The sequence below is a fragment of the Acidovorax sp. sif1233 genome, assembly GCF_019218755.1.
Classification (GTDB): Bacteria; Pseudomonadota; Gammaproteobacteria; order Burkholderiales; family Burkholderiaceae_C; genus Acidovorax.
The window spans coordinates 609,943-635,185 of record NZ_JAHUWZ010000001.1; the positions used below are offsets into that span (position 1 = coordinate 609,943).

The window sequence follows — 25,243 nt, forward strand, 5'->3', positions numbered from 1 at the left end:
TCCAGCGGGTAGACCGTGCATTGTCGGCCAGGGGCGCAACCCTGTTGGGCGCCCCCGGTTTACAGCCGACGGGTCATGAAGAAGCTGTAAGGGTCGGGGCCGTAGTCGGCAAAGGGGCCGCACTCGGAAAAGCCGTTCTGGAAATACAGCTGGCGCGCGGGCTCGAAGAAGGGCTGCGGGCCCGTCTCCAGGCTCATGCGGGCAAAGCCGCGCGAGCGGGCCTCGTGGAGCAGGTGGTTCAGCAACTGGCGGGCGATGCCCTGGCCCCGGTGGCGGGCGCTGGTGCGCATGGACTTGAGTTCGGCGTGGGTGGCGTCGAGCTGCTTGAGCGCGCCGGTGCCCACCAGCACGTCGCCCTCCGCGTCAGGCAGCCAGGCGGACCAGAAGGCAATGCCGGGCTGGCGCAGCTGGTCCATCTCCAGGGCATGCACGCTTTCCGGCGGCGACACCGCGTACATGTCCTGCAGGTGTTCCTGCATGAAGGCTTCGATGCGTGGATCGCTCAGGTCGTCCAGGCGGATGTGCAGGTCTTGCAGCACAGCATTCACGGGGCGTGGCCTCAGAACAGGAAGTAGCGCTGCGCCATCGGCAGCACCGTCGCGGGCTCGCAGGTGAGCAGTTGGCCGTCGGCGCGCACGGTGTAGGTTTGTGCGTCCACTTCCATCTTCGGGGTGTAGCTGTTGTGCACCATGTCGCGCTTGCGGATGCCGCGGATGTTGTGCACGGCGGACAGCGTCTTGCGCAGGCCGAAGCGCTCGCCGATGCCGGCATGCAAGCCTGCCTGCGACACGAAGGTGAGCGACGTTTTGGCAATGGCCCCGCCGAAAGCGCCGAACATCGGCCGGTAGTGCACGGGCTGCGGCGTGGGGATGGAGGCGTTCGGGTCACCCATCGCCGCCATGGCGATCAGCCCGCCCTTCAGGATCAGCGCGGGCTTCACGCCGAAGAACGCGGGTTTCCAGATCACGATGTCGGCCCACTTGCCCACTTCGAGCGAGCCCACCTCGTGGCTGATGCCGTGGGCGATGGCCGGGTTGATGGTGTACTTGGCCACGTAGCGCTTGATGCGCGTGTTGTCGCTCCGGGCGGTGTCGCCAGCCAGGCAGCCGCGCTGCACCTTCATCTTGTGCGCGGTCTGCCAGGTGCGCAGGATGACTTCGCCCACGCGGCCCATGGCCTGGCTGTCGCTGGACATCATGCTGATGGCGCCCAGGTCGTGCAGGATGTCCTCGGCGGCGATGGTCTCCTTGCGGATGCGGCTTTCGGCAAAGGCCAGGTCCTCGGCAATGCTGGCATCGAGGTGGTGGCACACCATGAGCATGTCCACATGTTCATCGAGCGTGTTGTGCGTGTAGGGCATGGTGGGGTTGGTGGAGCTGGGCAGGAAGTTCTCCTCGCCCACCACGCGCAGGATGTCCGGCGCGTGGCCGCCACCCGCACCTTCGGTGTGGAAGGCGCAGATGCCGCGCCCGCCCACGGCGGCGATGGTGTTTTCCACAAAGCCCGATTCGTTGAGCGTGTCGCTGTGGATGGCCACCTGCGTGTCGGTGGCTTCGGCCACGTCCAGGCAGTTGCTGATGGCCGAGGGGGTGGTGCCCCAGTCCTCGTGCAGCTTCAGGCCGATGGCGCCCGCGTTGATCTGCTCATGCAGCGCATCGGGCAGGCTGGCGTTGCCCTTGCCCAGAAAGCCCAGGTTCATGGGGAAGGCGTCTGCCGCCTGCAGCATGCGCTCCAGGTTGAAGGGGCCCGACGTGCAGGTGGTGGCCAGCGTGCCCGTGGCGGGGCCGGTGCCGCCGCCCAGCATGGTGGTCACGCCGCTGGCCAGGGCTTCCTCTATCTGCTGCGGGCAGATGAAGTGGATGTGGCTGTCGATGCCGCCCGCGGTGACGATGTTGCCCTCGCAGCTGATGACCTCGGTGCCGGGGCCGATGATGATGTCCACGCCCGGCTGGGTGTCGGGGTTGCCCGCCTTGCCGATGGCGGCAATGCGGCCTGCCCTGAGTCCGATATCGGCCTTGAAGATGCCGGTGTGGTCCACCACCAGGGCGTTGGTCAGCACCGTGTCTACCGCGCCTTGTGCGTTGCTGCGCTGGCTTTGCGCCATGCCGTCGCGGATGGTCTTGCCGCCGCCGAACTTTACTTCTTCGCCATAGCTGCCGGCGCGCAGCGTGTGGTCGGCCTCGACTTCGAGGATGAGTTCGGTATCGGCCAGGCGCACGCGGTCGCCCACGGTGGGGCCGAACATTTCGGCGTAGGCGCGTCGTCCAATGGTTGCCATGGGGTGTGCTCCGCGAGAACTGATGACTATATTTTTGATAGCTGCCAGCGCTTATTCAACAGGCGCTGGAGGCCGTTTTGGCTTGGTGTTTCTACAGGGCGCCGTGCGTCAGGCCCTGAAAGCCATACACCCGGCGCTGGCCCGCGTAGTCCACCAGTTCCACGGTGCGCTCCTGGCCGGGCTCGAAGCGCACGGCCGTGCCCGATGCGATGTTCAGCCGCATGCCGCGTGCGGCGGCGCGGTCAAAGCCCAGTGCGTTGTTGGTCTCGGCAAAGTGGTAGTGCGAGCCCACCTGGATGGGGCGGTCGCCGGTGTTGCGCACCACCAGCGTGAGGGTGCGGCGGCCAGTGTTGAGCGAGTGTTCGCCGGGTTCGGTGAAGAGTTCGCCTGGGATCATGGGATGCTCCTGTGGGGCGGATTGGCTCAGGCCATCTGCGCCAGCAGCGCACCACCGAACACTGCCACGCCCGCACCCGCAGCGCGCGCCAGCCACACGTGGTGGTGGCGCAGCGCCCAGCCCGCCGCCAGGCCCGTGCCATGCAGCAGCACGGTGGCGGCCAGCATGCCCGCCAGGGTTTGCCAGGCGCTGTCGCTGCCTGCCAGCTCGTGGCCGTGGGCCACGCCATGGAACACGGCAAACACCCCCACGCCCAGCGCGGCCACCAGGCCGGGAACGCGCAGGCGCGACACGACGAGCAGGCCGGTGGCCAGCAGCGAGGCCGCAATCATCGGTTCCACCGCGGGCAGTGCCACACCCTGCAGGCCCAGCACGGCGCCCGCCAGCAGCATGGCGGCAAAGCCCACGGGGCCCCACAGCAGTTCGCGGCCGGCGCCGCGCGCGGCCAGGGCGCTCCACAGGCCCACGGCCACCATGGTGGCCAGGTGGTCCAGGCCAAAGAATGGGTGGGCAAAGCCGCTCAGAAAACTGCTGTGGATGTGGGTTTCAGCGCCGGTATGGGCGACGGCACTGGTACTGATGGCACTGGCAGCCATGAAGAGAAGAGCGGCTGTGTGGCGGTGTGAGAGTGCGATGCGCATGGGGGCTCCACAGAGAGAAAGAGGGAGAAAAGGGGTCAGACGATCGGCTGGTGCACGGTGACGAGCTTGGTGCCATCGGGGAAGGTGGCCTCGACCTGGATGTCTGGAATCATCTCGGCGATGCCGTCCATCACGTCCGCGCGGGTCAGCACGGTGCGGCCTTCGCTCATCAGCTGCGCCACGGTCTTGCCGTCGCGGGCACCTTCCATCACGGCGGCGCTGATCAGGGCCATGGCCTCGGGGTAGTTGAGCTTGAGGCCCCGGGCCTTGCGGCGCTCGGCCAGCAGGGCGGCGGTGAAGATCAGCAGCTTGTCTTTTTCGCGAGGCGTCAGTTCCATGTCGTTGTACTCAATGCTGGTGTTGTTGGCTCGCGCGTGAGCCGACGCGGGGTGACCACGAGGGGCGTGCTATGGGCCACGGGGGTGATCTGGCGAGAGCTGTTCCATCATAGGCAGCAAGCCCCGTGCCCGCCATACGTCATCTGGCGCACGTCCCCAGGTGCAGTGGCATGGAAACTGCACCTGAAGGGGTGACCGCCGCCATTGCCCATGCCTTCCCACACCGCCTCCATCGCCCCTGCTGACGCCACCCCGCTGCAGCCGACAGAGCCCGGCATGGCTGCACACGAGCCCCAGCAGGCCCCGCAGCAGGTCGTCAAGGTCCGGCGCGACTACAACAGCTGGGTGGCCACCGAGACCATGGAGGACTACGCGCTGCGCTACACGCCCCAGCGCTTTCGCAAGTGGTCCGAATGGCGGGTGGCCAACACGGCTTTCGGTGCGGCGTCGTTCCTGATCCTGGAGGCCGTGGGCGCCACGCTGCTGGTGCAGTACGGCTTCATCAACGCCTTCTGGGCCATCGTGGCCACGGGGCTCATCATCTTTCTGGCGGGGCTGCCCATCAGCGTGTATGCGGCGCGTTATGGGGTGGACATGGACCTGCTCACGCGCGGCGCGGGCTTTGGCTACATCGGCTCCACGCTCACCTCGCTGATCTACGCGAGCTTCACCTTCATCTTCTTCGCGCTGGAGGCCGCGGTGATGGCCTATGCGCTGGAGCTGGCGCTCGACATCCCGCCCACCTGGGGCTACCTGATCTGCGCCATCGTGGTGATTCCGCTGGTCACGCACGGCGTGTCCGCCATCAGCCGCCTGCAGGTGTGGACGCAGCCGCTGTGGCTGGTGATGCTGGTGGTGCCGTTTGCTTATGTGCTGGTGCGCGATCCTGGTGCGTTTTCCGGGGTTGTGCACTATGGTGGTGAATCGATGCGCGGTGCCACGTTCCAGTTGCCCTTGTTTGGTGCGGCGCTCACGGTGGGCATTGCGCTCATCACCCAGATGGGGGAGCAGGCCGACTACCTGCGCTTCATGCCCGCCAGCACGCCCGCCACGCGCGGGCGCTGGTGGCTGGGCGTGCTGGTGGGTGGGCCGGGCTGGGTGGTGCTGGGGGTGCTCAAGATGCTGGGCGGTGCGCTGCTCGCCTACCTGGCGCTCACCCACATGGTGCCGGCCGACCGGGCGGTGGACCCGAACCAGATGTACCTGGCCGCGTACGAATATGTGTTCCCCCACTACGGCTGGGCGGTGGCGGCCACGGCGTTGTTCGTGGTGGTCTCGCAGCTCAAGATCAACGTGACCAATGCCTACGCGGGCTCGCTGGCGTGGTCCAACTTCTTCTCGCGCCTCACGCACAGCCACCCGGGGCGCGTGGTGTGGGTGGTGTTCAACACGCTGATCGCCTTCATGCTGATGGAGATGAACGTGTTCCGCGCCATGGGCGAGGTGCTGGGGCTGTACTCCAACATCGCCATCGCCTGGATCATGTCCGTGGTGGCCGATCTCGTCATCAACAAGCCGCTGGGGCTGTCACCCCGGGGCATCGAGTTCAAGCGCGCGCACCTGTACGACATCAACCCGGTGGGCGTGGGCGCGATGGCGCTCGCGTCCATCCTGTCCATCAGCGCGCACCTGGGGTTGTTCGGCCCACTGCCGCAGGCGTTCTCGGCCGTGATCGCGATGGCTGTCGCGTTTGTCACCGCACCGCTCATTGCCTGGGCCACCGGGGGGCGCTACTACATCGCGCGCCAGTCCGAGCCCGCTGCGCTGGCCGACGTGGTGGCGGTACCCCTGCACGGCCCGGTGGGCCGCAAGGCCGGCGGCGGAATGGATGCGGCCTTGGGCAGCTACGTGCGCTACACCGTGCAGCGCTGCGTGATCTGCGAGCGCGAATACGAAGCGCCCGACATGGCCCAGTGCCCCGCCTACCGGGGCGCCATATGTTCGCTGTGCTGCACGCTGGACGCACGCTGCGGCGACCTGTGCAAGCCCGACGCCAGCATGGCGGTGCAATGGTCTGCCGCCCTGCGCTGGGTGCTGCCGCGCGCCATGTGGCGCTACCTGGACACGGGCCTGGGCCACTTCCTGCTGCTGATGCTGGTGATCGCGCCGCTGCTGGCCTCCGTCATGGGGCTGCTGTACCACCAGGAGCTCAACACCATCGCCAATGCGATGACCGACACGGAAGTCCTGGCCGCCCCGGAGGTCGCGTTGCGCTCCGGCCTGCTCAAGGCCTACCTGGCGCTTCTCGTCATCTCGGGCATCGTGGCCTGGTGGCTGGTGCTGGCGCACAAGAGCCGCCAGGTGGCGCAGGAGGAATCCAACCGCCAGACGGGCCTTTTGGTGCGCGAGATCGAGCTGCACCGCCAGACCGACGAGGCCCTGCAGACCGCGCGCAGCGTGGCCGAGCAGGCGCGCCAGGTGGCCGAGGCGGCCCAGCGCGCGGCCGACCAGGCCAACCAGGCCAAGAGCCGCTACATCAGCGCCATCAGCCACGAGATCCGCACGCCGCTCAACTCCATCCTGGGCTACGCGCAGCTCATGGGCGAGGACGCGGGCGTGCCCCCGCACCGCAAGCAGGCGGTGCACGTGATCCGGCGGGGGGGCGAACACCTGCTCTCGCTCATCGAGGGCACGCTCGATATCGCGCGCATCGAATCCGGCAAGCTCACGCTGGATGTCACGCCCATGCGCTTTGCCGATGGCCTGCACGAAATGGCCAGCCTGTTCGAACTGCAGGCCGCCGCCAAGGGCCTGGCCTTCCAGTTCGATGTGCTGGGCGTGATTCCCGAGGTGGTTCGTGCCGACGAAAAGCGCCTGCGCCAGATCCTCATCAACCTGCTGGGCAACGCGGTCAAGTTCACGGCGCACGGCACCGTCACGCTGCGCGTGCGCTATGCGCGCGAGATGGCGCGCATCGAGGTGCAGGACACGGGGCCGGGCCTCACGGCCGAGGAGATCGAGCGCATCTTCGAGCCCTTTGCGCGGGGCGGCTCGGGCGGTGGCAACACCGCGGCCGCGCCGGGCGCGGGCCTGGGCCTGACCATTGCCAAGATGCTCACCGCGCTCATGGGCGGCGAGCTGACGGTGGGCAGCACCCCCGGCGTAGGCTCGGTGTTCCACGTCAAGCTGTTCCTGCCCGAGGTGCATGGGGACGCGCTGGGCAAGGCCGCGCCAGCGCCCGCCGCATTGGCCACACGCACCCAGCGCGCGCGCAGGGGTTACGCGGGGGACCACCGCCGCATCCTGGTGGTGGACAACGAAGAGCCCGACCGCGAACTGCTGGTGCAACTGCTCGAACCCCTGGGCTTCGAGCTGCGCCAGGCCGCCAGCGGGCACGACGCGTTGGACCTGCTGGCCACGGGCTACCGGCCGCACGCGATCTTCATGGACCTGGCCATGCCGGGCATCGACGGGTGGGAGACCCTGCGGCGCGTGCGGCAGATGCACCTCGCGAACGTCCACTGCGCCATTGTGTCGGCCAATGCGTTCGACAAGGCGCTGGACAACGACGTGGACATCCGCCCCGAGGACTTCATCGTCAAGCCCGTGCGCCACACCGAGCTGCTGGACTGGCTGGAGCGCCGCCTGGGCCTGCAGTGGCAGCACGGCGAGGCCGACGCCGCCCCCGCCCCCGCCTTGCCCGCGGCAGCGGATGCGCCCCTCACGTACCCCGATGCCACCGCCTTGGCGGCCTTGGCCCAGGTGGTCGCGCTGGGCTACTACCGGGGCATCCTCAACACCCTGGACGACATCGAACGCGGCCAGCCCGCGCACGGCGCTTTTGTCGGCACCATGCGGCAGCTGGCCAGGCAGTTCCAGTTCGATGCCATGGGCCACATCCTGGAGCAGGCGCCACCGTGACGACCACCGCGACCCCACCCTCCCTGCCGGTGCATGCCGCGGCCCTTGATCGCGGCGACAGCGACCTGGTCCTGATCGTGGACGACGTGCCCGACAACCTGGCCGTGCTGCACGACGCGCTCGATGAATCGGGCTACACGGTGCTCGTGGCCACGCACGGCGAGGCCGCGTTGCAGCGCGCCGCGCAGGCATTGCCCGACATCGTGCTGCTCGACGCCATGATGCCCGGCATGGACGGCTTCGAGGTGGCGCGGCGCCTGAAGGCGTCGCCCGCCACCGCGCACATCCCCATCATCTTCATGACGGGCCTCACCGAGACCGAGCACCTGGTGGCCGCGCTGGAGGCGGGCGGCGTGGACTACGTGACCAAGCCCATCAAGCCGCGCGAGGTGATGGCCCGCATGGGCGTGCACCTGGGCGCGGCGCGCAGGGCGCGCCAGGACGCGAGCCAGGCCCGCGAGGCGCGCAATGCGCTCGATGCCTTCGGCTATGCCAGCATCACGGTGCGCGCGGTGGACGGCCGCATCGTGTGGCAGACCCCGCTGGCGCGCGAACTGCTGCAGGGCTACTTTGGCGAAGCCAGTCCCTGGGCGCCCGGGATCGTGCAGGCCTGGCTGCGCCGCCATGTGCTCGCCGAAAACGCCGCGGAGCTGCTGGCCCATGCGCTGGCCGAGCCGCCGCGCCTGGCCATCGAGCAGGGCGCGCGCCGCCTGACCTTCCGCCTGCACCAGCAGGCGGGCGACAGCGAAGGCGGGGGCGACTGGCTGATCGTCATGCGCGAGGTGTCGGACGCCAAGATCATCGAATCCATGAGCCTGTCCTTCAAGCTCACCGCGCGCGAGGCAGAGGTGCTGTACTGGGTGGTCAAGGGCAAGATCAACCGCGACATCGGCGACATCCTGGGCGCCAGCCCCGCCACGGTGAAGAAGCACCTCGAACGCGTGTTCGCCAAGCTGGGGGTGGAAACGCGCACGGCGGCGGCCGCCATGGCGATGAACCGCATCCGGCAGCTGCACCCGCAGTTCGAGGGCTGATTCTTCAGTATTTTGGGCTCCTGGCGCTTGTGGAATAAGCGCGGAAAGCTATCAATTTAATAGCTTTGGTGAGGCCTGGGCCTGCGGTGCGCAAGGCCGGCCGGGTGCCGCTCAGCGGCCCACCGCGCGTTCCAGCTCCTGCTTGTTCATCCTGGAGCGGCCCTCGATCCCCTTGCGCCGGGCCTCTTCGTACAGCTGGTCGCGCGTTCGGCCCTGCGCGCCCTGGTGGGACCGCTGGCCGCCGCGCACCGGGGCCGGGGTGTCGCGCAAGGTCTTGGGGTTGGCGGTCTTGCTTTCGCCGTGCTGGGCGCGTTCCTTGTTCACGGTGCGCGCCGCAATCTCTTCGGCCGTGTCCGTGCTCTTGCCGCGCTGTTTCAGGCTGGTCTTGATGTGTTCGTACTGGCGTTCGCGCTTGGCGCTCCACTGGGCTTGGGGCATGGCGGGCTCCTTCGATGGGTTGGCGGGCGGGGCAGCCAGGCTGGCCCCGCATCTGAGCCCAATCTATCCGGCGCGCGGCCCGCGTGCGTCAGCAGGCCCGGCATGCAGCTGTAGGACAGCGGACCTCCTCGCTGACAACGGCCGGGGCCGCCATGCCCCATGGTGGCGGTATGAAAAATGGCCGTGGCGCCCGATCGGCAAGCGCCGGGAGCTACTTTTTTGATAGCGAATGGCCTGCGGGCCATGGGGCGGCCGCAGGGGCCGCGCTACATCCCCAGCGACTTGAGCAGCGCGTCCGTGTCGTCCTGCCCGGCGGGGGGAGGTGCGGGCACGGGGGGCGCGGCCTGCGACTGGGCCATCAGCGCATCCGGGTCCGGGGCCTCCTGCGCCTCGAAGTCGTAGAGCTTGATGAATTCGGTGCGGTCGATCGCCAGCTCCAGGTAGAAGATGTTGTTGTTGCTGGTGTAGAAGGTCACGCGCCGCGCCTCGGGCTTGTCCAGGTTGGCGTCCACGCTCAGCATCACCTGCTTGTTCAGCACCAGCATCTTGGGCTGGTTCTGGGTGATGTGGGTCTGCAGTTCGCGCCGCACCTTGCCGGTGAAGTCGCCCACCACCTGGTTCATGAGCTCGCCCATCACGTTGCTGACCTCGTCCGAGGTGTAGGAGGTGACCAGGTCGTCCTTGGACATGCCCATGTTCAGCAGGTAGTTGGCGTACAGCTCCATGGCCGCCGTGGCCGAGAAGTTGATGATCACCAGGCCCGAGAAGCCGCCATCGAACAGCACGAAGCAGCCGATGTCCGGCTTCAGGCAGGTCTTGCTGATGCGCTGCACCATGCCGGAGTAGTGGATCTGGCTGTGGGTGGCCACGTTCAGCACCCGGGTGACGGAGTTGCACAGGCTGATCAGCAGGTCTTCGGTGCCGTAGACGGAGTTTTTTTCAGGGTGGCTCATGGTGTGTGTGGATGGCGGACAGTCGAATTTCTGGCGCGGGGCGCTGGGCAGAGCATAGGCGAAGCCGCCGCGCGAAACCAGAGTGCTTTCCGCGCCACGGGCCGCGGCGCGGTCCGCTGCCTACCACGCTTTGGCCTTTGTTCCGCGCGGGATGGCGCGGGTTGACAACCGACCGGGCTGGCGTATCGTGCCAGCCATCCATGAGAGGGGCGAGAGATGGGTGTTTATTCCTACGGGCTGAACGAGTTCCAGTCGGTGGCGGACGGCGCGGCGGTGCTGGCCAGTGGCGGCGGTGGCAGTTACCACGACGCGTGCTCCATCCTGGAGGAGCTGGCCCGCCAGGGCTTCACGGGCACCGTCCAGGTGCAGGACTATGACGGGGCGACCAACGCCTGCGTGCTGGCCATCATGGGCTCGCCCGACGCGGCCGACAGCCTGACGCTGGCCGCCATCCAGAACTCCATCCGCAACACGGTGCAGGTGCTGGCGGACGCCACCGGGGCGTCGCCGGGGGCCTACATCCCGGTGGAGATCGGGCCCATCAACTCGCTGGTGCCGCTGATCGGCGCGGCCATGGGCGGGGGGGCGGTCTGGGTGGTCAACGGCGACGGAGCCGGGCGCGCGGTGCCCGAGCTGCCGCAGACCACGTTCACCGGCAATCCGCCGCTGGCTCCGTGCCCCGCGGCGCTGGCCAGCGACGCGGCCAGCCCCGCCGACATCGAATCCGCCGTGCTGGGCGCGAGCACGGCCGCGCGGGTGGAAACGCTGGCCGGCGGCGTGGTGGGCGGCTTTGGCGGGTATTCCGGCATCGCGATGTGGCCGTCCAACGCGGGCAACGGCTTTGCGCTGTCGGGCAGCTACATCGCGGGCACGCTGGAGCAGGCGCGCGCGCTGGGGCAGTTCCTGCGGGACAGCGGCACGCCGCAGGCCACGGGCGCGGTGGCCGATGCCATCGCCCTCATCACGGGCCGGCCCGCCGCCGCCGTGGCGACCAACTTCTTCATCACCTCGGTCTCGCAGTCCACGTCCAGCGCATCGCTGGATTCGGGCATCATCCGCCTGGACAACACGCAGGATCCGCGCCAGAGCACGCAGACGCACTACCTCTACAACCTCAACGAGAACCTCATCATGTACTCGTCGTCGAGCGCGGTGCCCGACATCATTGCCCCGGACTCGATCTGCTACTACTCCGAAAGCACCGGGCGCGGGTTCTCCAATGCCAGCGACGATCTGGCGCTGTACTTCGATGCCGCCACCGGCCAGAGCACGGGCCGGATGGTGAGCGTGATCGCGGTGCAGACAGCGCCGCAGCTGTACGGCACGCCGGGCGTGGTGGCCTCGTTTGCGTCGCTGCTGCGCAACATCGGCTACGCGGGCGCCATGCCCCCGGCCTGACCATGCGCAGACAGACAGACAACCAGCCCACCAGCCAGCAACCGGCCAAGACACGGACAGCGCGATGAAGGCAAGCCGCCATGGGTGAAGCAGATCTGAACCGGGAGCGGCTGGAGCTGGCGCTGGAGGCCGCCGGGCTGGACCTGTGGGAGAACGACCTGGTGACCGGCAATGTCACCCGCAAGGCGACCAAGACCTTCCTCGAACTGGGCTTCACCGAGGAGGAGATCGTCTCGGGCGTGCAGGACATCTACGGCCTGTTCCATCCGGAGGACGTGGACAGTGTCCGGCAAGCCGTGGCCGACCACCTCTGCGGCGTCACGCCGCAGTACCGCTGCGAATTCCGCCTGCGCGCCAAGGGCGGCGACTGGGTCTGGTACGCGAACTATGGCCGCATCATGGACGGCCACAGCGACACGCCGGGCAAGCGGCTCATCGGGGTCACCTTCAACATCGACGACCGCAAGCGCAAGGAAGACGAGATCGCCCAGATCAACCGCCAGCTCGTGGAGCAGAACCGCCTGCTGCAGCAGCTCAATGCCGCGCTGGAGCTGCTGGCGGCCAACGATGCGCTCACGGGGCTGTCCAACCGCCGCACGCTGATGGAACTGGGCGCCAACGAATGCCAGCGGACCCAACGGTTTGGCCACCCGCTGTCGCTGCTGGTGGTGGACATCGACCTGTTCAAGCCCGTCAACGACGTGTGGGGGCACCTGGCGGGCGACCGCGTGATCTGCGCCGTGGCCCAGGCCTGTGCGTCACGCAAGCGCAGTGGCGTGGACATCGTGGCGCGTTTCGGGGGCGAGGAATTCGTCATCGTGCTGCCCGAGACCGATGGGGCCAGCGCCCAGCGCATGGCCGAATCGCTGCGCCACGACGTGTCGGCGATGAGCGTGCCCGTGAACGACGAAGGCGCCAGCATCTCGGTCACCGTGAGCATTGGCGTGGCCACGCTGCACCAGGGCTCGGGGCTGGATTTCGAGGAGCTGGTCAACCGCGCCGACAAGGCGCTGTACCGCGCCAAGGAGTCGGGGCGCAACACCGTGCACTGCGCGGATGCGCACCCCGCGCACGCCCGGGTGCATGTGCTGCCCAACCCGGGCGAGGCACCGGGCGGCGTGGTCGCAGCCTGAGGCCCGCGGGCCGCCACTCACTCCTCGCTGGTCCACTCCACCTGCACGCCCAGGCTGCGCAGGTTCTCCACGAAGCGCGGGTGGGCGCGGCGGATGGGCGTGGCGTTGCGGATCTCGGAGCGCCCGGGCGTGCTCGCCGCCACCATGAACAGCGCGATCGCCACGCGGATGATGTAGGGGCTCTCGACCACGGCCGGGCTCAGGGGGTTGCCCCCGAAGGTGACCAGGCGGTGCGGGTCGGACTGGAACACGTGCGCGCCGAACTTCGACAGCTCGCCCGCCCAGCCCAGGGCCCCGTCGTACACCTTGTTCCAGAACAGCGCGTTGCCCTCGGCGCGCACGCCCAGGGCAATGAAGATGGGCAGCAGGTCCACCGGAAAATACGGCCAGGGCGCGGCCTCCACCTTGGTCAGCACATTGCTCGTGAAGGGCGTCTGCACCTTGAGCGGCCCGTCGCACGCCGCGCGCGACCAGCCGTCCTCGTGCGTGACGGTGACGCCGAACTTGGCGAAGGTGCGGTCGATGAGCGGAAAGTTCCCGGGCGCGCTGTTCTTCACCACCACGTCCCCGCCGGTGATCGCGCCCAGGGCGAGGAAGGTCGTGATCTCGTGGAAATCCTCGTCGAAACGGAACTCCCCGCCGCGCAGGGCCGTGCCGCCGTGCACGGTGATGCGCGAGGTGCCCATGCCCTCGATGCGCACGCCGATCATGGCCATGAAGCGGCAGAACTCCTGCACGTGCGGCTCCGACGCCGCGTTGGTCAGCACCGAGGTGCCTTCGGCCGTGGCGGCGCACAGCACGAAGTTCTCGGTGGTGGTCACCGATGCGTAGTCCAGCCAGTGGTGGTTGGCCTGCAGCCGGCCCGCGCTGCGGATCAGCAGCGAACCCTCGGCCCGCTCGACGGCGCCCCCGAAGCGGCGGAACACCTCCACGTGCGGGTCGATCTCGCGCACGCCCAGCGTGCAGCCCTTGACGTTGTCCTCCAGCCGCGCCACGCCAAAGCGCGCGAGCAGCGGGGGCACCAGCATGATGGACGAGCGCATCTCCTCGGGCAGCCGGTGCTGCGCGGCATCGAACACCGTGGCGTGGTGGTGCAGGTCGAGCGTGCCGGAGGCGTGGTCCATGCGGACATCGCTGCCCAGGGTGCGGAAGATCTCCAGGATCTTGCGCACATCGGTGATGTCGGGCACGCCCAGGAGCTTGAGCGGCTCGTTGGTGAGCAGCGTGGCGCACAGCACGGGGAGCACCGCGTTCTTGTTGGCGGAAGGCGTGATGCGGCCCCGGAGCGGGGTGCCGCCGTGGACGACGAGGTTGGACATGGGTGGAGCAGGGCTGAAGAAGGGGCCGGGCAGGCCGGGGGCCTGCGCGAGGTCGATACTCTAACTGGGTCTGGTTTTCCGTGGTGGCGGAAGGCCTGGATGCTATGCAATCAATAGCACTCCACGCTTGACAGGCGTGCGCGGAGGCCATTCCAGAGGGGTGGCATCCTGGCGCCCGCCTGGCGTCTGGTCCCCGGAGCTTGCCGCCATCCCCCGGGGCACGGGGCGGGCGTCACGCCTTTTCCGTGGCCGCCGCCTGGTGGATCGCCGCGCGAATCCGCTGGTAGGTGCCGCAGCGGCACGCGTTGCCCGACATCGCCGCGTCAATGTCCGCATCGCTGGGCCGTGGCGTCTTCTTCAGGAGCGCGCAGGCCGACATGAGCTGCCCGCTCTGGCAGTAGCCGCACTGCGCCACATCCAGCACCGTCCACGCGGTGCGCAGGGCGGTGGCCTCGGGGCCGTGCAGGCCTTCGATGGTGGTGATGTCGGCATCGCCCACGGCCGACAGAGGCGTGATGCAGGCGCGCACGGGCTCGCCGTTCAGGTGCACGGTGCAGGCGCCGCACAGCGCCATGCCGCAGCCAAACTTGGTGCCGTTCAGATGCAGCTCGCCGCGCAGCACCCACAGCAGCGGGGTGTCGGGTTCGGCGGTGACGGAGATGGCTTTGCCGTTGATGCGCAGGGTGGTGGGCATGGAGGGTTCCTTCAAGCCGGTCAGGCCAGTTTCAGGGGCAGGGCGCGCAGGCGCTGCCCGGTCAGGGCAAACAGCGCATTCGCCACCGCGGGCGCGATCGGCGGCACGCCGGGTTCGCCCACGCCTTCGGGCGGCTCGGCGCTGTCGATGATGTGGGTCTCCACGCGCGGGCAGTCGGCCATGCGCAGCAGCGGGTAGTCATGGAAGTTGCCCTGCTGCACCTGCCCGTCCTTGACCGTGACCTCGCCGTGCAGCGCCGCCGTGAGGCCGAACACCACGGCGCTTTCCATCTGCTGCTCGATCAGGTTGGGATTGATGGCGGCGCCGCAGTCGATCACGCACACCACGCGGTGCACGCGGATGGCCTTGTCGGCGCCCACCGACACCTCGGCCACCTGGGCCACGATGGAGCCGAACGACTGGTGCAGCGCCACGCCCCGCGCGCGCTGCCCGCCCGCCGCGCCTGGCGCCAGCGGCTTGCCCCAGTCCGCCAGCTCGGCCGCCTTGTGCAGCACCTTCAGGTGGCGCGGGTGTTTTTGCAGCAGCGCGGCGCGGAAGGCCACCGGGTCCTGCCTGGCCGCTGCGGCGGCCTCGTCCACAAAACTCTCCTTGAAGAACGCCTGGTGCGAATGCCCCACCGAGCGCCAGAAGCCCACGGGCAGGGGCATGTCGACCACCTCATGCGCGATGCGCGCATGGGGCCATTCGTAGGGCTGGTCGAAGGCACCTTCGGACGTGGTCTTGTCGGGGCCCGCGCCCGCCAGGCCAAAGGTGCGCACCAGCACCTGCGGCACGATGGCCTGGCCCGCGGAGATGTTGTGCCACGCCACCAGGTGTCCCTGCGCATCAAACCCTGCCTTGAAGCGGGCCATGCAGGCGGGGCGGTAGAAGTCGTGCTGCGTGTCCTGCTCGCGGGTCCACAGCGTCTGCACCGGCGCGCCCCCGGCGGCCTGGGCGATGGCGGCGGCCTGGCCCACGTAGTCCACCTCCAGCCGCCGCCCAAAGCCGCCCCCCAGCAGCAGCTGGTGCACGGTCACTTTCTCTTCGTCGATGCCCAGCGCCTTGGCGGCTGCCCTGCGGGCCAGGCCCGGCACCTGGGTGGATGTCCACACGGTGGCGGCCCCGTCCTTGAATTGCACCGTGCAGTTGATGGGCTCCAGCGCCGCGTGGGCCAGGTAGGGCGCGCGGTAGTCCGCGTTGATGGTGCTGGCCGCGCCCTGCAAGGCCGCATCCACGTCGCCCGTGCTGTGGTAGCCAAAGCCCTTGGCCTGGTCCAGCGCCTGCGCCATGCGCGCCATCACGGCGTCGCTCGACAGCGTGGCGGCGGGGCCGTGGTCCCATTCCACGGTGACAGCGGCGGCGGCCTTCCTGGCGTGCCAGGGCGTGTCGGCGATCACGGCCACGGCGCCGGTGCCGCCGTGCAGGGGCGCCACGGCCAGCACGTGTTTCACGCCCGGCAGCTTCCGGGCGGCGGCTGCATCAAAGCGCGCCACCTTGCCGCCGCGCGTGGGGCACATCACCACGCTGGCATGCAGCAGGCCGGGCGGGTGGGCGTCGATGCCGTACACGGCCGAGCCATCCAGCTTGGAAGGCGCCTCGATGCGCGTGAGCGGCTTGCCGATGAGCTTGAACTGCGCGGGTTCCTTCAGCGTGACCTTGCCCCGCATGGGCTGCTGCGCGGCCAGGGCGGCCAGTTCGCCAAACGTGGCGCGCTGGCCGGCCACATGTTCCACCACGCCCGCGTTGGCCGTGCACTCCGCCGCCTGCACGTTCCATTGCGCGGCGGCGGCGCGGATCAGCAGGGCGCGCGCGTGGGCGCCGGCCTCGCGCATGGGCAGCCACAGGTCCTTGATGCTGCTCGATCCGCCCGTCATCATCACGCCCACCTCGCGCATGGTCTTGGCTGTCAGCCAGCCCGCCACGGCCTTCATCGAGCCGTCGTTGTCGGGATGGAAGGGCAGGCCGTCCACCACGGTGGCCAGGTTGTTGTAGATGTCGTCGATGGGCGCCATCTCCAGCCGCACCTGCGCCCAGTCGGCATCCAGCTCTTCCGCCAGGATGGCGGCCAGGCCCGTGTGCGCGCCCTGGCCCATTTCGGATTTGGCCATCATCACCGTCACGGTGTTGTCGGCGCCCACCTTGAGCCAGCCGTTCAGCGCCGCCTGCCCGCTGGCGCTGGGCACCGGGTCGGCCGGGTGCAGGCGCTGGCGCGGCGGCATCACGCCCCAGCCAATGACCAGCGCGCCCGCTGTCGCGGCGCCACCGAGGAGCACTGTGCGTCGTTTCACCATGGGGTTGTTTCCTTCGTGGCGTAGGTGGGCTGGATGGGGGCATGCGAGCCCGGCGCATGGGGTGATGGTTCAAATATCGTAAACCTGCGACCGAGATTCCCCCGCCCTTCGGGGACTTGGCATTTTGAGTGTTTTTGGCCTCCAGCGCTTATCCATCAAGCGCTAAAAGCTATTAAATGCATAGCGTTTCGCCTGCCCGACACAAGCTGGGTGGGCAGGCCCCGGCGGCCTGCGGCCGGGCCACCGTGTACGCCACCCGGCGTATTTCCCAAGCCGGCCTCGCTCTCCAGAATCCATTCCATCGCCCGATCCGCCACGGCTCCACCACGGAGCCCGCCGGGCGAAGCGGTTTGATTGATTCACTGATTGAAACCACCACCGGAGAAGCACACATGCAACGTCGTTATTCCCTCAAGGCCCTTGCGGCCGTCGCTGCGCTCGCTGGCCTGTCTGCGCTGCCAGCCCACGCACAGGACACCATCAAGGTCGGCATCCTGCACAGCCTGTCGGGCACCATGGCCATTTCCGAGACTGTGTTGAAAGACACCGTGCTGATGGCCATCGACGAGATCAACGCCAAGGGCGGCGTGCTGGGCAAGAAGCTCGAGCCCGTGGTGGTGGACCCCGCCTCCAACTGGCCCCTGTTCGCCGAAAAGACCAAGCAGCTGCTGGGCCAGGACAAGGTCTCGGTGATCTTCGGCTGCTGGACCTCGGTGTCGCGCAAGTCGGTGTTGCCGGTCGTGGAAGAAATGAACGGCCTGCTGTTCTACCCCGTGCAGTACGAGGGTGAGGAACTCTCCAAGAACGTGTTCTACACCGGCGCCGCGCCCAACCAGCAGGCCATCCCCGCGGTGGACTACCTGATGAGCAAGGACGGCGGCAGCGCCAAGCGCTGGGTGCTGCTGGGCACCGACTACGTCTACCCCCGCACCACCAACAAGATCCTGCGCGCCTACCTCAAGTCCAAGGGCGTGAAGGATTCGGACATCGACGAGAAGTACACCCCGTTTGGCCATTCGGACTACCAGACCATCGTCGCCGACATCAAGAAGTTCAGCCAGGGCGGCAAGACGGCCGTGGTGTCCACCATCAACGGCGACTCCAACGTGCCCTTCTACAAGGAACTGGGCAACGCGGGCCTGAAGGCCAAGGACGTGCCGGTCGTCGCATTCAGCGTGGGCGAGGAAGAACTGCGCGGCGTGGACACCAAGCCGCTGGTGGGCCACCTGGCCGCCTGGAACTACTTCCAGTCCATCAAAAGCCCGGCCAACACCGAGTTCATCAAGAAGTGGAGCGACTACGCCAAGGCCAAGGGCATTGCCGGCCACAAGGACAAGCCGCTCACCAACGACCCGATGGAAGCCACCTACATCGGCATCAACATGTGGAAGCAGGCTGTCGAGAAGGCCAAGAGCACGGATGTGGACAAGGTGATCGCCGCCATGGCCGGCCAGACCTTCAAGGCACCGTCGGGCATCGTGTCCAAGATGGACGAGAAGAACCACCACCTGCACAAGAGCGTGTTCATCGGCGAGATCAAGGCCGACGGCCAGTTCAACGTGGTGTGGAAGACGCCGGGCCCCGTGAAGGCCAAGCCATGGAGCCCGTACATCGAAGGCAACGACAAGAAGAAGGACGAGCCGGACGGCAAGTCGAAGCTGTGATCTCCCCCTGAGCGGCTACGCCGCTTCCCCCTCTCTCACGCTGCGCGTGGGAGGGGGACGCCGCCAGCGCGGCGGGGCGGCCCTTGCGCGGCGGCCCTGGTCTGGGCCCTGCGCGCTGCACAGGCCCATCTTGTTCGACGCCACTGGCCCTTCCATGCTTTCTTCATTCTTTTCTCGCTTGATCGCCTGCCTGCTGTTGTGCACAACGGTGCAGGCGCACGCGCTCACGGCCGAGGCTGCACGGGCCATGGCGGCGGGTGATACCGACGACCGGATCGCCGCGCTGCAGAAAGCCATCGCCACGCCCGACGAGGCCACGTTGGCGTTTATCCGCGCGATGGGTGACGACGCCGTGAAGATCGCGGGCGACAAGGCCATCGTGATCAAGGGCGACAAGGGGCTGGACCCCGTGACCGGCGCCGAGGTGCCGGTGCCTGACGACGCCGAAGACATCGTCAACAACAATCGCATGCGCGGCGAGTTCGACACTGCATTGGCTTCGCTCCAGCTGATGTCCACCGACATTGCACAACGCCGCAGCGCCATCGAAGCGCTGCGCGAGGAGACCGACGAGGCCCGCCTGCCGCTGGTTGAGAAGGCCCTGGCCGCCGAGCAGGACGCAGCTCTCAAGGGGCGCCTGGCCAGCATCCGCGCGCGCATCCTCCTGAGCAGCAGCGATGCCGCCAATCGCCTGGAAGCCGCCCAGCACCTGGCCGCCAGTGGCAACCCCGCCACGCGCACGGTGCTGCTGGAGCAACTGCGCAACGAACAAGATCCCAAGGTCAAGGCCGCGCTGCAGGCGGCACTCAAGACGGTGGAAGACAGCCTGCAATGGGGCGAGCGTCTGGCGGCGATGTTCACGGGCATCAGCCTGGGCTCCATCCTGCTGCTGGTGGCGCTGGGCCTGGCCATCACCTACGGCCTCATGGGCGTGATCAACATGGCCCATGGCGAGCTGATGATGATCGGCGCCTACGCCACCTACGTCATGCAGGGCGTGTTCCAGCGCTACTTTCCGGGCGCGTTCGACTGGTACCTGGTGGCCGCCGTGCCCGCCGCCTTCATGGCCTCGGCGCTCATGGGCGCGGTGCTCGAGCGCGGCGTGATCCGCTTCCTGTACGGCCGCCCGCTGGAGACCTTGCTGGCCACCTGGGGCATCAGCCTGATGCTGCAGCAGCTGGTGCGCAGCGTGTTCGGCGCGCAGAACGTGGGTGTGGAAAACCCCTCGTGGATGAGCGGCGGCGTGCAGCTCATGGAGAACCTGCAGCTGCCCTGGAACCGCGTGATCATCGTGGCGTTTGCGCTGGCGGTGCTGGGCGGCGTGGCCTTTCTCATCAGCAAGACGCGCCTGGGTTTGTTCGTGCGCGGCGTCACGCAGAACCGCCCCATCGCCTCGTGCATGGGTGTGAACACGGCGCGTGTCGATACCTACGCCTTCGCGCTGGGCTCCGGCATTGCGGGCCTGGCAGGCTGTGCCCTCAGCCAGGTGGGCAATGTGGGCCCGGACCTGGGCCAGGGCTATATCGTCGATTCGTTCATGGTGGTGGTGCTCGGCGGCGTGGGCCAGCTGGCCGGCACCGTGTACGCCGCGCTGGGCCTGGGCGTGCTCAACAAGTTCCTCGAAGGCTGGACGGGCGCCGTGCTGGCCAAGATCGCCGTGCTGGTGTTCATCATCATCTTCATCCAGAAGCGGCCGCAGGGCATCTTCGCCGTGAAAGGCCGCACTGCGGACTGAAGGGCGAGCCATACCATGACCACCAAGCTTTCTCTTTCTCTTCAACTGCCCGCACCCGCGCCGCTGCTCACGCGCGGCGGCTGGTCGGCCTTCATCGTGGCGCTCATCGTGGTGTGCGCCGTGGCACCCGTGCTCAACCTGTGGGTGCCGGCCGGCAGTGCGCTGCACCTGTCCGACTACGCCGTGGCGCTGCTCGGCAAGATCATGTGCTACGCCATCTGCGCGCTGGCCATGGACCTGATCTGGGGCTACACCGGCATCCTGAGCCTGGGCCATGGCCTGTTCTTCGCGCTCGGCGGCTATGTGATGGGCATGTACCTCATGCGCCAGATTGGCCGCGACGGCAACTACCAGAGCGACCTGCCCGACTTCATGGTCTTCCTCGACTGGAAGGAGTTGCCCTGGCACTGGATGCTGTCCGACAGCTTCGTCGCCACGCTCATCCTGGTGGTGGTCGTGCCCGGCATCGTGGCCTTCGTGTTCGGCTACTTCGCGTTCCGCTCGCGCATCAAGGGCGTGTATTTCTCGATCATCACGCAGGCCATGACGTATGCGGCCATGCTGCTGTTCTTCCGCAACGAGACGGGCTTTGGCGGCAACAACGGCTTCACGGATTTCAAGCGCATCCTGGGCCAGCCCATCGCCACGCAGAACATGCGCATGCTGCTGTTCGTGATGACGGGCGTCACGCTCTTGGTGTTCTTCCTGCTGGCGCGCTGGCTGGTGCGCAGCAAGTTCGGCCGCGTGCTGCAGGCGGTGCGCGATGCCGAGACGCGCGTCATGTTCTCGGGCTACTCGCCGCTGCCCTACAAGCTCACCATCTGGACCATCAGCGCCATGATGTGCGGCGTGGCGGGCGCGCTGTACGTGCCCCAGGTCGGCATCATCAACCCCGGCGAGATGAGCGCCGCCAACTCCATCGAGATCGCGGTGTGGGCCGCGGTGGGCGGCCGTGCCACGCTGATCGGACCCATCGTGGGCGCCTTCATCGTCAATGGTGCCAAGAGCTGGCTCACCGTGACTGCGCCGGAGTTCTGGCTGTATTTCCTCGGTGCGCTGTTCATCGCCGTGACGCTGTTCCTGCCCGATGGCGTGGTGGGCCTGGTGAAGAAGCTGAAGAAAAACAAGAAGACCGAAGGAGCCGCGCCATGACACCCGATCTGATGGACGAAGGCGCAAGGCGCCTAGAGGCCAGGCTGGCGCCCGCCGCCCTGGGCCAGACCGAATCCGGTGGCCGGGCTGCAGGCTTCTCGCGCATCGCCACGCCCGGCGAGGTGGACATCACCCACGGCCGCATCCTGTACCTGGAAGACGTGAACGTGAGCTTCGACGGCTTCAAGGCCATCAACAACCTGAGCCTCGATATCGCGCCCGGCGAGCTGCGCTGCATCATCGGGCCCAACGGTGCCGGCAAGACGACGATGATGGACATCATCACCGGCAAGACGCGGCCCGACAGCGGCACGGTGTACTTTGGTTCCACCATCGACCTCTTGCGCCACAACGAGCCCGAGATCGCGAGCCTGGGGATTGGCCGCAAGTTCCAGAAACCCACGGTGTTCGAGCAGCTCAGCGTGTTCGAGAACCTGGAGCTGGCCTTGAAGACGCACAAGGGCGTGACGTCGAGCATGTTCTTCCGGCTGGATTCTGCGCAGTCGGACCGGCTGGCGGAGATCCTGCACACCATCCACCTGGCCGACAGCGTGGCGCGCATGGCAGGGAACCTGAGCCATGGGCAAAAGCAGTGGCTGGAGATCGGGATGCTGCTGATGCAGGACCCCAAGCTGCTGTTACTCGACGAGCCCGTGGCGGGCATGACGGACGAGGAGACGGCGCGCACGGCGGAGCTGTTCCTCACGCTCAAGGGCAAGCACTCGCTGATGGTGGTGGAGCATGACATGGGGTTCATCCGCACGATTTCGGAGATCGTGACCGTGTTGTGCGACGGGGCGGTGCTGGCGCAGGGCACGCTGGACCAGGTGCAGGCGGATGAGCGGGTGATCGAGGTCTATCTGGGGCGGTGATGGAGCTTGCCTGTTCTCTTTTCCTGGCGGGCGGTGGGCTGTTGCGAAGGCTGGGGCCGGGGCGACTCTCGGAATCCGGACTCGGCACAGGCGCACCGAATGCTTCTAAATTCATAGCTGCTGGCGCTTGATGAACAAGCGCCAGAGGTCCAAAACACTCCAAGTACCATGCTCACCGTCCAGAACATCAACCAGTACTACGGCGGCTCCCACATCCTGCGTGATGTGAGCCTCACGGCGCAGTCCGGCAAGGTCACCGTGCTGCTCGGCCGCAACGGCGTCGGCAAGACCACGCTGCTCAAAAGCCTCATGGGCCTGGTTCCCATCAGGAGCGGGGGCATCACGTTCGACGGCAAGCCCATCGACAAGGCCACGCCGTACGACCGTGCCCGCGCAGGCATCGGCTTTGTCCCCCAGGGGCGCGAGATTTTCGGCCGCCTCACGGTGGAAGAAAACCTGCGCATGGGCCTGGCCTACAAGAGCGGCGCCACCCCCGTGCCGCCACACCTGTACGAGCTGTTCCCCGTGCTCAAGCAGATGCTCGGCCGCCGGGGCGGCGACCTTTCGGGCGGGCAGCAGCAGCAGCTGGCCATCGCCCGGGCGCTGGCGCCGGGGCCGCGCCTCTTGATCCTGGACGAGCCCACCGAGGGCATCCAGCCCAGCATCATCAAGGACATCGGCCGCGTGATCCGCATGCTGGCCGACAAGGGCGAGATGGCCATCCTGCTGTGCGAGCAGTACTACGACTTCGCGCAGGAGCTGGCCGACGACTACCTGGTGATGGAGCGTGGTGAGGTCATCGCGCGCGGCCCTGGCAGCGAGATGGAGGCCAAGGGCATCCGCAACCTCGTCGCGATCTGATGGCTCATGGCCGTTGCGCCGCAGCGCCGGGGGCGGGGCCGCGCCAGCGCGACACACTCTCCATGATCAGCACCGTGCACACCATCCAGGTGCCGCCCAGCAGCCAGCCCGCGAGCACATCGCTGGCGTAGTGCACGTGCAGCACCACGCGGCTCCAGCCGGTGGTGAAGATGAACGCGCCGGCCAGGAGCGCCGCGGGTGCGTGCCAGGGGCGGGGCAGCAGCCGCGTGGCCAGGTAGGCCAGCATCGCGTACGCCACCATCGACGCGCTGCTGTGGCCGCTGGGAAAGCTGTAGCCCTGGGCCTGGGCCACGCCGTGCACGTGCTCGGGCCGGACACGCTCGAACACCTCCTTGAGGACTTTGGTCAGGGCGCCGTTTCCCGCCATGGCGACGAACCAGCCCGTGGCCAGCAGCCGGTGCCGGCGCAGCCACAGCGCCAGGGCCACCGCCAGCGTCAGCCCGGCCAGCACCCCCGAGTCCCCCAGGTGGGTGAGCGTGGCGAACCAGCGCAGCACGGCGGTGTCCGCCTGCGCGCGCAGGCCGTCGGCAAGGGCGTCGTCCAGCACGCCCCAGCGGCCATCGGCGGCGCGCCCGCTGTCGGCCAGCTCCGCCATCGCGGCGCCCGCCAGCACCAGAGTGCAGGCCGACGCGCCCATCGCCGCGATCATCACCCAGCGCGCCCGTGCCGGCAGGAGCCGGCGCAGCGGCGGGGCCGCGCGGCGCAGGCCGCGCAGGCCCGCCAGGCCGCCCAGCCCCAGCAGCGCGAAGGCGAGCGTGCCCGCCCACCACCAGACCATGGGGTGCTGCGCCAGCAGGGCGCCAATGTCGGATGCGGGGAGGGTCATGGGTTGCGGGGCGGCGTCAGCTTCTTCTTCGCCAGGCTAGGAGGGAGCCCGCGTTTGTACCGGAGTTCCCAGCGGCCCTGCCGGGCATGGGTGAATCGTCGTGGCGCCGTGGCGCTGCCCCGGCCCTGTCGGCGGGCGCTGACAGGGCAAAGGCGTGGCTACCGGCTGCGCATGGGCTGCCCGCCCGCCATCATCGGACGACCGCACCGCAATCCCCGGCGCGCAGCCAGCACGGTGCCGGCCTGGCGCCCGGGTCCGGTGCCGCAGCCTGTTGCAGACCTTTCTCTTCATGACACCTTCAGAGCGTCCCGTTCCTGCCCGGCCCCACGGCCCCATCCACCTGGTGGTGCCCCGGCGCCCCGGCGCCGACCTGGACCTGCTGCGCGCCAAGCTCGAGGGCGTCTCGGCCCTGCAGGCGCACAACCTGGTGTGGCACGTGCCGGACCAGCGCGGCGACATCGTGGCGCTGGCGGGCGAGGCGGCGCATGCCGCGCGCGCCGACGGTGGCCTGGTGGTGGCCGCGGGCGGCGACGGCACCATCAACGCGGTGGCCGCCGCGGTCCTGCGCCTGGGGGTGCCCATGGGGGTGGTGCCGATGGGCACCTTCAACTATTTCAGCCGCGAACACGGCCTGGCGCTGGACCCCGAGGTGGCCGTGCAGGATCTGCTGCAGGCCCTGCATGCGGGCGACATGCGCCCCGTGCAGGTGGGCTATGTGAACCGCCAGCTGTTCGTGGTCAACGCCAGTGTCGGCCTGTACCCCAAGCTGCTGGCCGAGCGCGAGAAGGCGTCGCGGCGCTTTGGCCGCTCGCGCCTGGTGGCCGTGGCGTCGGCGGTGTGGAGCATGTTCCGGCCCGCGGCCGGCCGCCGCTGGCGTGTGGTGATGAAGACCCACGAGGGCGCACGGGACCGGCAGGAGGAGCACCTGGTCACCACGCTGTTCGTGGGCAACAACCCGCTGCAGCTCGACCGCATGGGCCTGCCCCAGGCGCAGATGGTGGCCGATGGCGGCAAGATGGCCGTCGTGCTGCTGCAGCCCCAGGGCCGCTGGGCCGTGGCGCGCACGGTGTGGAACGCGGCCACCGGCCAGCTCGACAGGGACGGCGCGGTGACCAGCGTGGCGTGCACGGAGCTGACGGTGGCCCCGGCCAGCTGGCGCCCGCCGCAGGTCAAGGTGGCTTTCGACGGCGAGCGCGCGTGGATGGCGCCGCCCCTGCATTTCCGGATCAGCGCGCGGCCGCTGTGGCTGGTGGCCTCGTCCACGCTGATCCGTGACGATGCCTCCGCGCCCGCGCCGCCGGCTGCCATGCCCGTGCAGCACGAAGGGGCGCCGGCCG

21 protein-coding genes and 1 pseudogene are annotated in these 25,243 nt (G+C 68.3%); 10 read left to right on the top strand and 12 right to left on the bottom strand.

Going from position 1 to position 25,243, the window contains the following annotated elements; genetic code table 11:
* Positions 1-59 precede the first annotated feature (59 nt).
* The 5 genes from KW843_RS02860 to KW843_RS02880 all read right to left on the bottom strand — a co-directional run bounded on the left by KW843_RS02860 (position 60) and on the right by KW843_RS02880 (position 3,654).
* Positions 60-548, bottom strand: coding sequence for a GNAT family N-acetyltransferase (locus tag KW843_RS02860; RefSeq protein WP_369641715.1), 489 nt, complete (start codon positions 546-548; stop codon positions 60-62).
* Positions 549-559: 11 nt separating this feature from the next.
* Complete coding sequence (ureC, locus tag KW843_RS02865) at positions 560-2,278, bottom strand: urease subunit alpha (protein WP_218293569.1); 1,719 nt, start codon at positions 2,276-2,278, stop codon at positions 560-562.
* Between the two features lie 91 nt (positions 2,279-2,369).
* A complete protein-coding gene (locus KW843_RS02870) occupies positions 2,370-2,675 on the bottom strand; it encodes an urease subunit beta (RefSeq protein ID WP_218293570.1) in 306 nt (101 codons plus the stop codon).
* A gap of 26 nt (positions 2,676-2,701) precedes the next feature.
* On the bottom strand, positions 2,702-3,316 hold the full coding sequence (locus tag KW843_RS02875) for a HupE/UreJ family protein (RefSeq protein WP_218293571.1): 615 nt from the start codon (positions 3,314-3,316) through the stop codon (positions 2,702-2,704).
* A gap of 35 nt (positions 3,317-3,351) precedes the next feature.
* Positions 3,352-3,654, bottom strand: a complete 303-nt coding sequence (locus KW843_RS02880; protein ID WP_055399013.1) for an urease subunit gamma — start codon at positions 3,652-3,654, stop codon at positions 3,352-3,354.
* Between the two features lie 210 nt (positions 3,655-3,864).
* On the opposite strand from KW843_RS02880, the gene KW843_RS02885 reads away from it, so the two are divergent.
* Together KW843_RS02885 and KW843_RS02890 are read left to right on the top strand one after the other, a co-directional pair.
* Entirely contained in the window at positions 3,865-7,515 is a 3,651-nt protein-coding gene (locus tag KW843_RS02885; protein ID WP_218293572.1) for an ATP-binding protein, read from the top strand.
* Positions 7,512-8,549 carry a response regulator gene (locus KW843_RS02890; RefSeq protein ID WP_218293573.1) on the top strand — a complete coding sequence of 346 codons (1,038 nt, stop codon included), beginning with the start codon at positions 7,512-7,514 and terminating at the stop codon, positions 8,547-8,549. Before KW843_RS02885 ends, KW843_RS02890 begins: the two co-directional genes overlap by 4 nt.
* A 111-nt stretch (positions 8,550-8,660) precedes the next feature.
* Here KW843_RS02890 and KW843_RS02895 read toward each other — a convergent pair whose 3' ends face one another.
* Both KW843_RS02895 and KW843_RS02900 read right to left on the bottom strand, forming a co-directional pair.
* Entirely contained in the window at positions 8,661-8,987 is a 327-nt protein-coding gene (locus tag KW843_RS02895; RefSeq protein ID WP_218293574.1) for a plasmid stabilization protein, read from the bottom strand.
* Between the two features lie 266 nt (positions 8,988-9,253).
* A complete protein-coding gene (locus KW843_RS02900) occupies positions 9,254-9,940 on the bottom strand; it encodes a DUF3334 family protein (RefSeq protein ID WP_218293575.1) in 687 nt (228 codons plus the stop codon).
* A 216-nt stretch (positions 9,941-10,156) separates the two neighbouring features.
* Here KW843_RS02900 and KW843_RS02905 point away from each other — a divergent pair, with 216 nt between their 5' ends.
* Positions 10,157-11,338 (top strand): DUF917 family protein, encoded by a 1,182-nt coding sequence (locus tag KW843_RS02905; protein WP_218293576.1) that lies wholly within the window; start codon positions 10,157-10,159, stop codon positions 11,336-11,338.
* Positions 11,339-11,418: 80 nt separating this feature from the next.
* Complete coding sequence (locus KW843_RS02910) at positions 11,419-12,471, top strand: diguanylate cyclase (RefSeq protein WP_218293577.1); 1,053 nt, start codon at positions 11,419-11,421, stop codon at positions 12,469-12,471.
* Between the two features lie 17 nt (positions 12,472-12,488).
* Here KW843_RS02910 and KW843_RS02915 read toward each other — a convergent pair whose 3' ends face one another.
* The 3 genes from KW843_RS02915 to KW843_RS02925 form a co-directional block, all read right to left on the bottom strand.
* Positions 12,489-13,790 (bottom strand): UDP-N-acetylglucosamine 1-carboxyvinyltransferase, encoded by a 1,302-nt coding sequence (locus KW843_RS02915; RefSeq protein WP_218293578.1) that lies wholly within the window; start codon positions 13,788-13,790, stop codon positions 12,489-12,491.
* Between the two features lie 232 nt (positions 13,791-14,022).
* Positions 14,023-14,484 carry a (2Fe-2S)-binding protein gene (locus KW843_RS02920; protein WP_218293579.1) on the bottom strand — a complete coding sequence of 154 codons (462 nt, stop codon included), beginning with the start codon at positions 14,482-14,484 and terminating at the stop codon, positions 14,023-14,025.
* A 20-nt stretch (positions 14,485-14,504) separates the two neighbouring features.
* Entirely contained in the window at positions 14,505-16,775 is a 2,271-nt protein-coding gene (locus tag KW843_RS02925) for a xanthine dehydrogenase family protein molybdopterin-binding subunit (protein ID WP_218293580.1), read from the bottom strand.
* A 392-nt stretch (positions 16,776-17,167) separates the two neighbouring features.
* Here KW843_RS02925 and urtA point away from each other — a divergent pair, with 392 nt between their 5' ends.
* The 5 genes from urtA to urtE all read left to right on the top strand — a co-directional run bounded on the left by urtA (position 17,168) and on the right by urtE (position 23,059).
* A complete protein-coding gene (gene urtA, locus KW843_RS02930; RefSeq protein WP_218293581.1) occupies positions 17,168-18,439 on the top strand; it encodes an urea ABC transporter substrate-binding protein in 1,272 nt (423 codons plus the stop codon).
* Positions 18,440-18,593: 154 nt separating this feature from the next.
* Complete coding sequence (urtB, locus tag KW843_RS02935) at positions 18,594-20,174, top strand: urea ABC transporter permease subunit UrtB (protein ID WP_218293582.1); 1,581 nt, start codon at positions 18,594-18,596, stop codon at positions 20,172-20,174.
* Positions 20,175-20,189: 15 nt separating this feature from the next.
* Positions 20,190-21,326, top strand: coding sequence for an urea ABC transporter permease subunit UrtC (gene urtC, locus KW843_RS02940; RefSeq protein WP_218293583.1), 1,137 nt, complete (start codon positions 20,190-20,192; stop codon positions 21,324-21,326).
* Positions 21,323-22,198, top strand: coding sequence for an urea ABC transporter ATP-binding protein UrtD (gene urtD, locus KW843_RS02945; protein WP_218293584.1), 876 nt, complete (start codon positions 21,323-21,325; stop codon positions 22,196-22,198). Before urtC ends, urtD begins: the two co-directional genes overlap by 4 nt.
* Before the next feature lie 168 nt (positions 22,199-22,366).
* The gene (urtE, locus tag KW843_RS02950) at positions 22,367-23,059 is read left to right on the top strand and encodes an urea ABC transporter ATP-binding subunit UrtE (RefSeq protein WP_218293585.1); all 693 of its coding nucleotides are present in this window, start codon (positions 22,367-22,369) and stop codon (positions 23,057-23,059) included.
* Positions 23,060-23,063: 4 nt separating this feature from the next.
* Here urtE and KW843_RS02955 read toward each other — a convergent pair whose 3' ends face one another.
* Positions 23,064-23,906 (bottom strand): phosphatase PAP2 family protein, encoded by an 843-nt coding sequence (locus KW843_RS02955; RefSeq protein ID WP_218293586.1) that lies wholly within the window; start codon positions 23,904-23,906, stop codon positions 23,064-23,066.
* Positions 23,907-24,195: 289 nt separating this feature from the next.
* Here KW843_RS02955 and KW843_RS26965 point away from each other — a divergent pair.
* Positions 24,196-24,603, top strand: a pseudogene (locus KW843_RS26965) (diacylglycerol kinase family protein); the annotation flags it as partial.
* A 14-nt stretch (positions 24,604-24,617) separates the two neighbouring features.
* On the opposite strand, the gene KW843_RS26970 reads toward KW843_RS26965, so the two are convergent.
* The gene (locus KW843_RS26970) at positions 24,618-25,214 is read right to left on the bottom strand and encodes a DUF2694 family protein (protein ID WP_370628450.1); all 597 of its coding nucleotides are present in this window, start codon (positions 25,212-25,214) and stop codon (positions 24,618-24,620) included.
* Positions 25,215-25,243: the final 29 nt, after the last annotated feature.

Bases quoted from the DNA above. Each gene is read 5' to 3' on its own strand.
- urtA (WP_218293581.1), top strand. From the start codon at position 17,168: ATGCAACGTCGTTATTCCCTCAAGGCCCTTGCGGCCGTCGCTGCGCTC.
- ureC (WP_218293569.1), bottom strand. From the start codon at position 2,278: ATGGCAACCATTGGACGACGCGCCTACGCCGAAATGTTCGGCCCCACC.
- KW843_RS02915 (WP_218293578.1), bottom strand. From the start codon at position 13,790: ATGTCCAACCTCGTCGTCCACGGCGGCACCCCGCTCCGGGGCCGCATC.
- KW843_RS02955 (WP_218293586.1), bottom strand. From the start codon at position 23,906: ATGACCCTCCCCGCATCCGACATTGGCGCCCTGCTGGCGCAGCACCCC.
- KW843_RS02885 (WP_218293572.1), top strand. From the start codon at position 3,865: ATGCCTTCCCACACCGCCTCCATCGCCCCTGCTGACGCCACCCCGCTG.
- urtC (WP_218293583.1), top strand. From the start codon at position 20,190: ATGACCACCAAGCTTTCTCTTTCTCTTCAACTGCCCGCACCCGCGCCG.
- KW843_RS02925 (WP_218293580.1), bottom strand. From the start codon at position 16,775: ATGGTGAAACGACGCACAGTGCTCCTCGGTGGCGCCGCGACAGCGGGC.
- KW843_RS02910 (WP_218293577.1), top strand. From the start codon at position 11,419: ATGGGTGAAGCAGATCTGAACCGGGAGCGGCTGGAGCTGGCGCTGGAG.
- KW843_RS02870 (WP_218293570.1), bottom strand. From the start codon at position 2,675: ATGATCCCAGGCGAACTCTTCACCGAACCCGGCGAACACTCGCTCAAC.
- KW843_RS26970 (WP_370628450.1), bottom strand. From the start codon at position 25,214: ATGGCAGCCGGCGGCGCGGGCGCGGAGGCATCGTCACGGATCAGCGTG.
- KW843_RS02920 (WP_218293579.1), bottom strand. From the start codon at position 14,484: ATGCCCACCACCCTGCGCATCAACGGCAAAGCCATCTCCGTCACCGCC.
- KW843_RS02880 (WP_055399013.1), bottom strand. From the start codon at position 3,654: ATGGAACTGACGCCTCGCGAAAAAGACAAGCTGCTGATCTTCACCGCC.
- urtB (WP_218293582.1), top strand. From the start codon at position 18,594: ATGCTTTCTTCATTCTTTTCTCGCTTGATCGCCTGCCTGCTGTTGTGC.
- KW843_RS02900 (WP_218293575.1), bottom strand. From the start codon at position 9,940: ATGAGCCACCCTGAAAAAAACTCCGTCTACGGCACCGAAGACCTGCTG.
- KW843_RS02905 (WP_218293576.1), top strand. From the start codon at position 10,157: ATGGGTGTTTATTCCTACGGGCTGAACGAGTTCCAGTCGGTGGCGGAC.
- urtD (WP_218293584.1), top strand. From the start codon at position 21,323: ATGACACCCGATCTGATGGACGAAGGCGCAAGGCGCCTAGAGGCCAGG.
- urtE (WP_218293585.1), top strand. From the start codon at position 22,367: ATGCTCACCGTCCAGAACATCAACCAGTACTACGGCGGCTCCCACATC.
- KW843_RS02875 (WP_218293571.1), bottom strand. From the start codon at position 3,316: ATGCGCATCGCACTCTCACACCGCCACACAGCCGCTCTTCTCTTCATG.
- KW843_RS02895 (WP_218293574.1), bottom strand. From the start codon at position 8,987: ATGCCCCAAGCCCAGTGGAGCGCCAAGCGCGAACGCCAGTACGAACAC.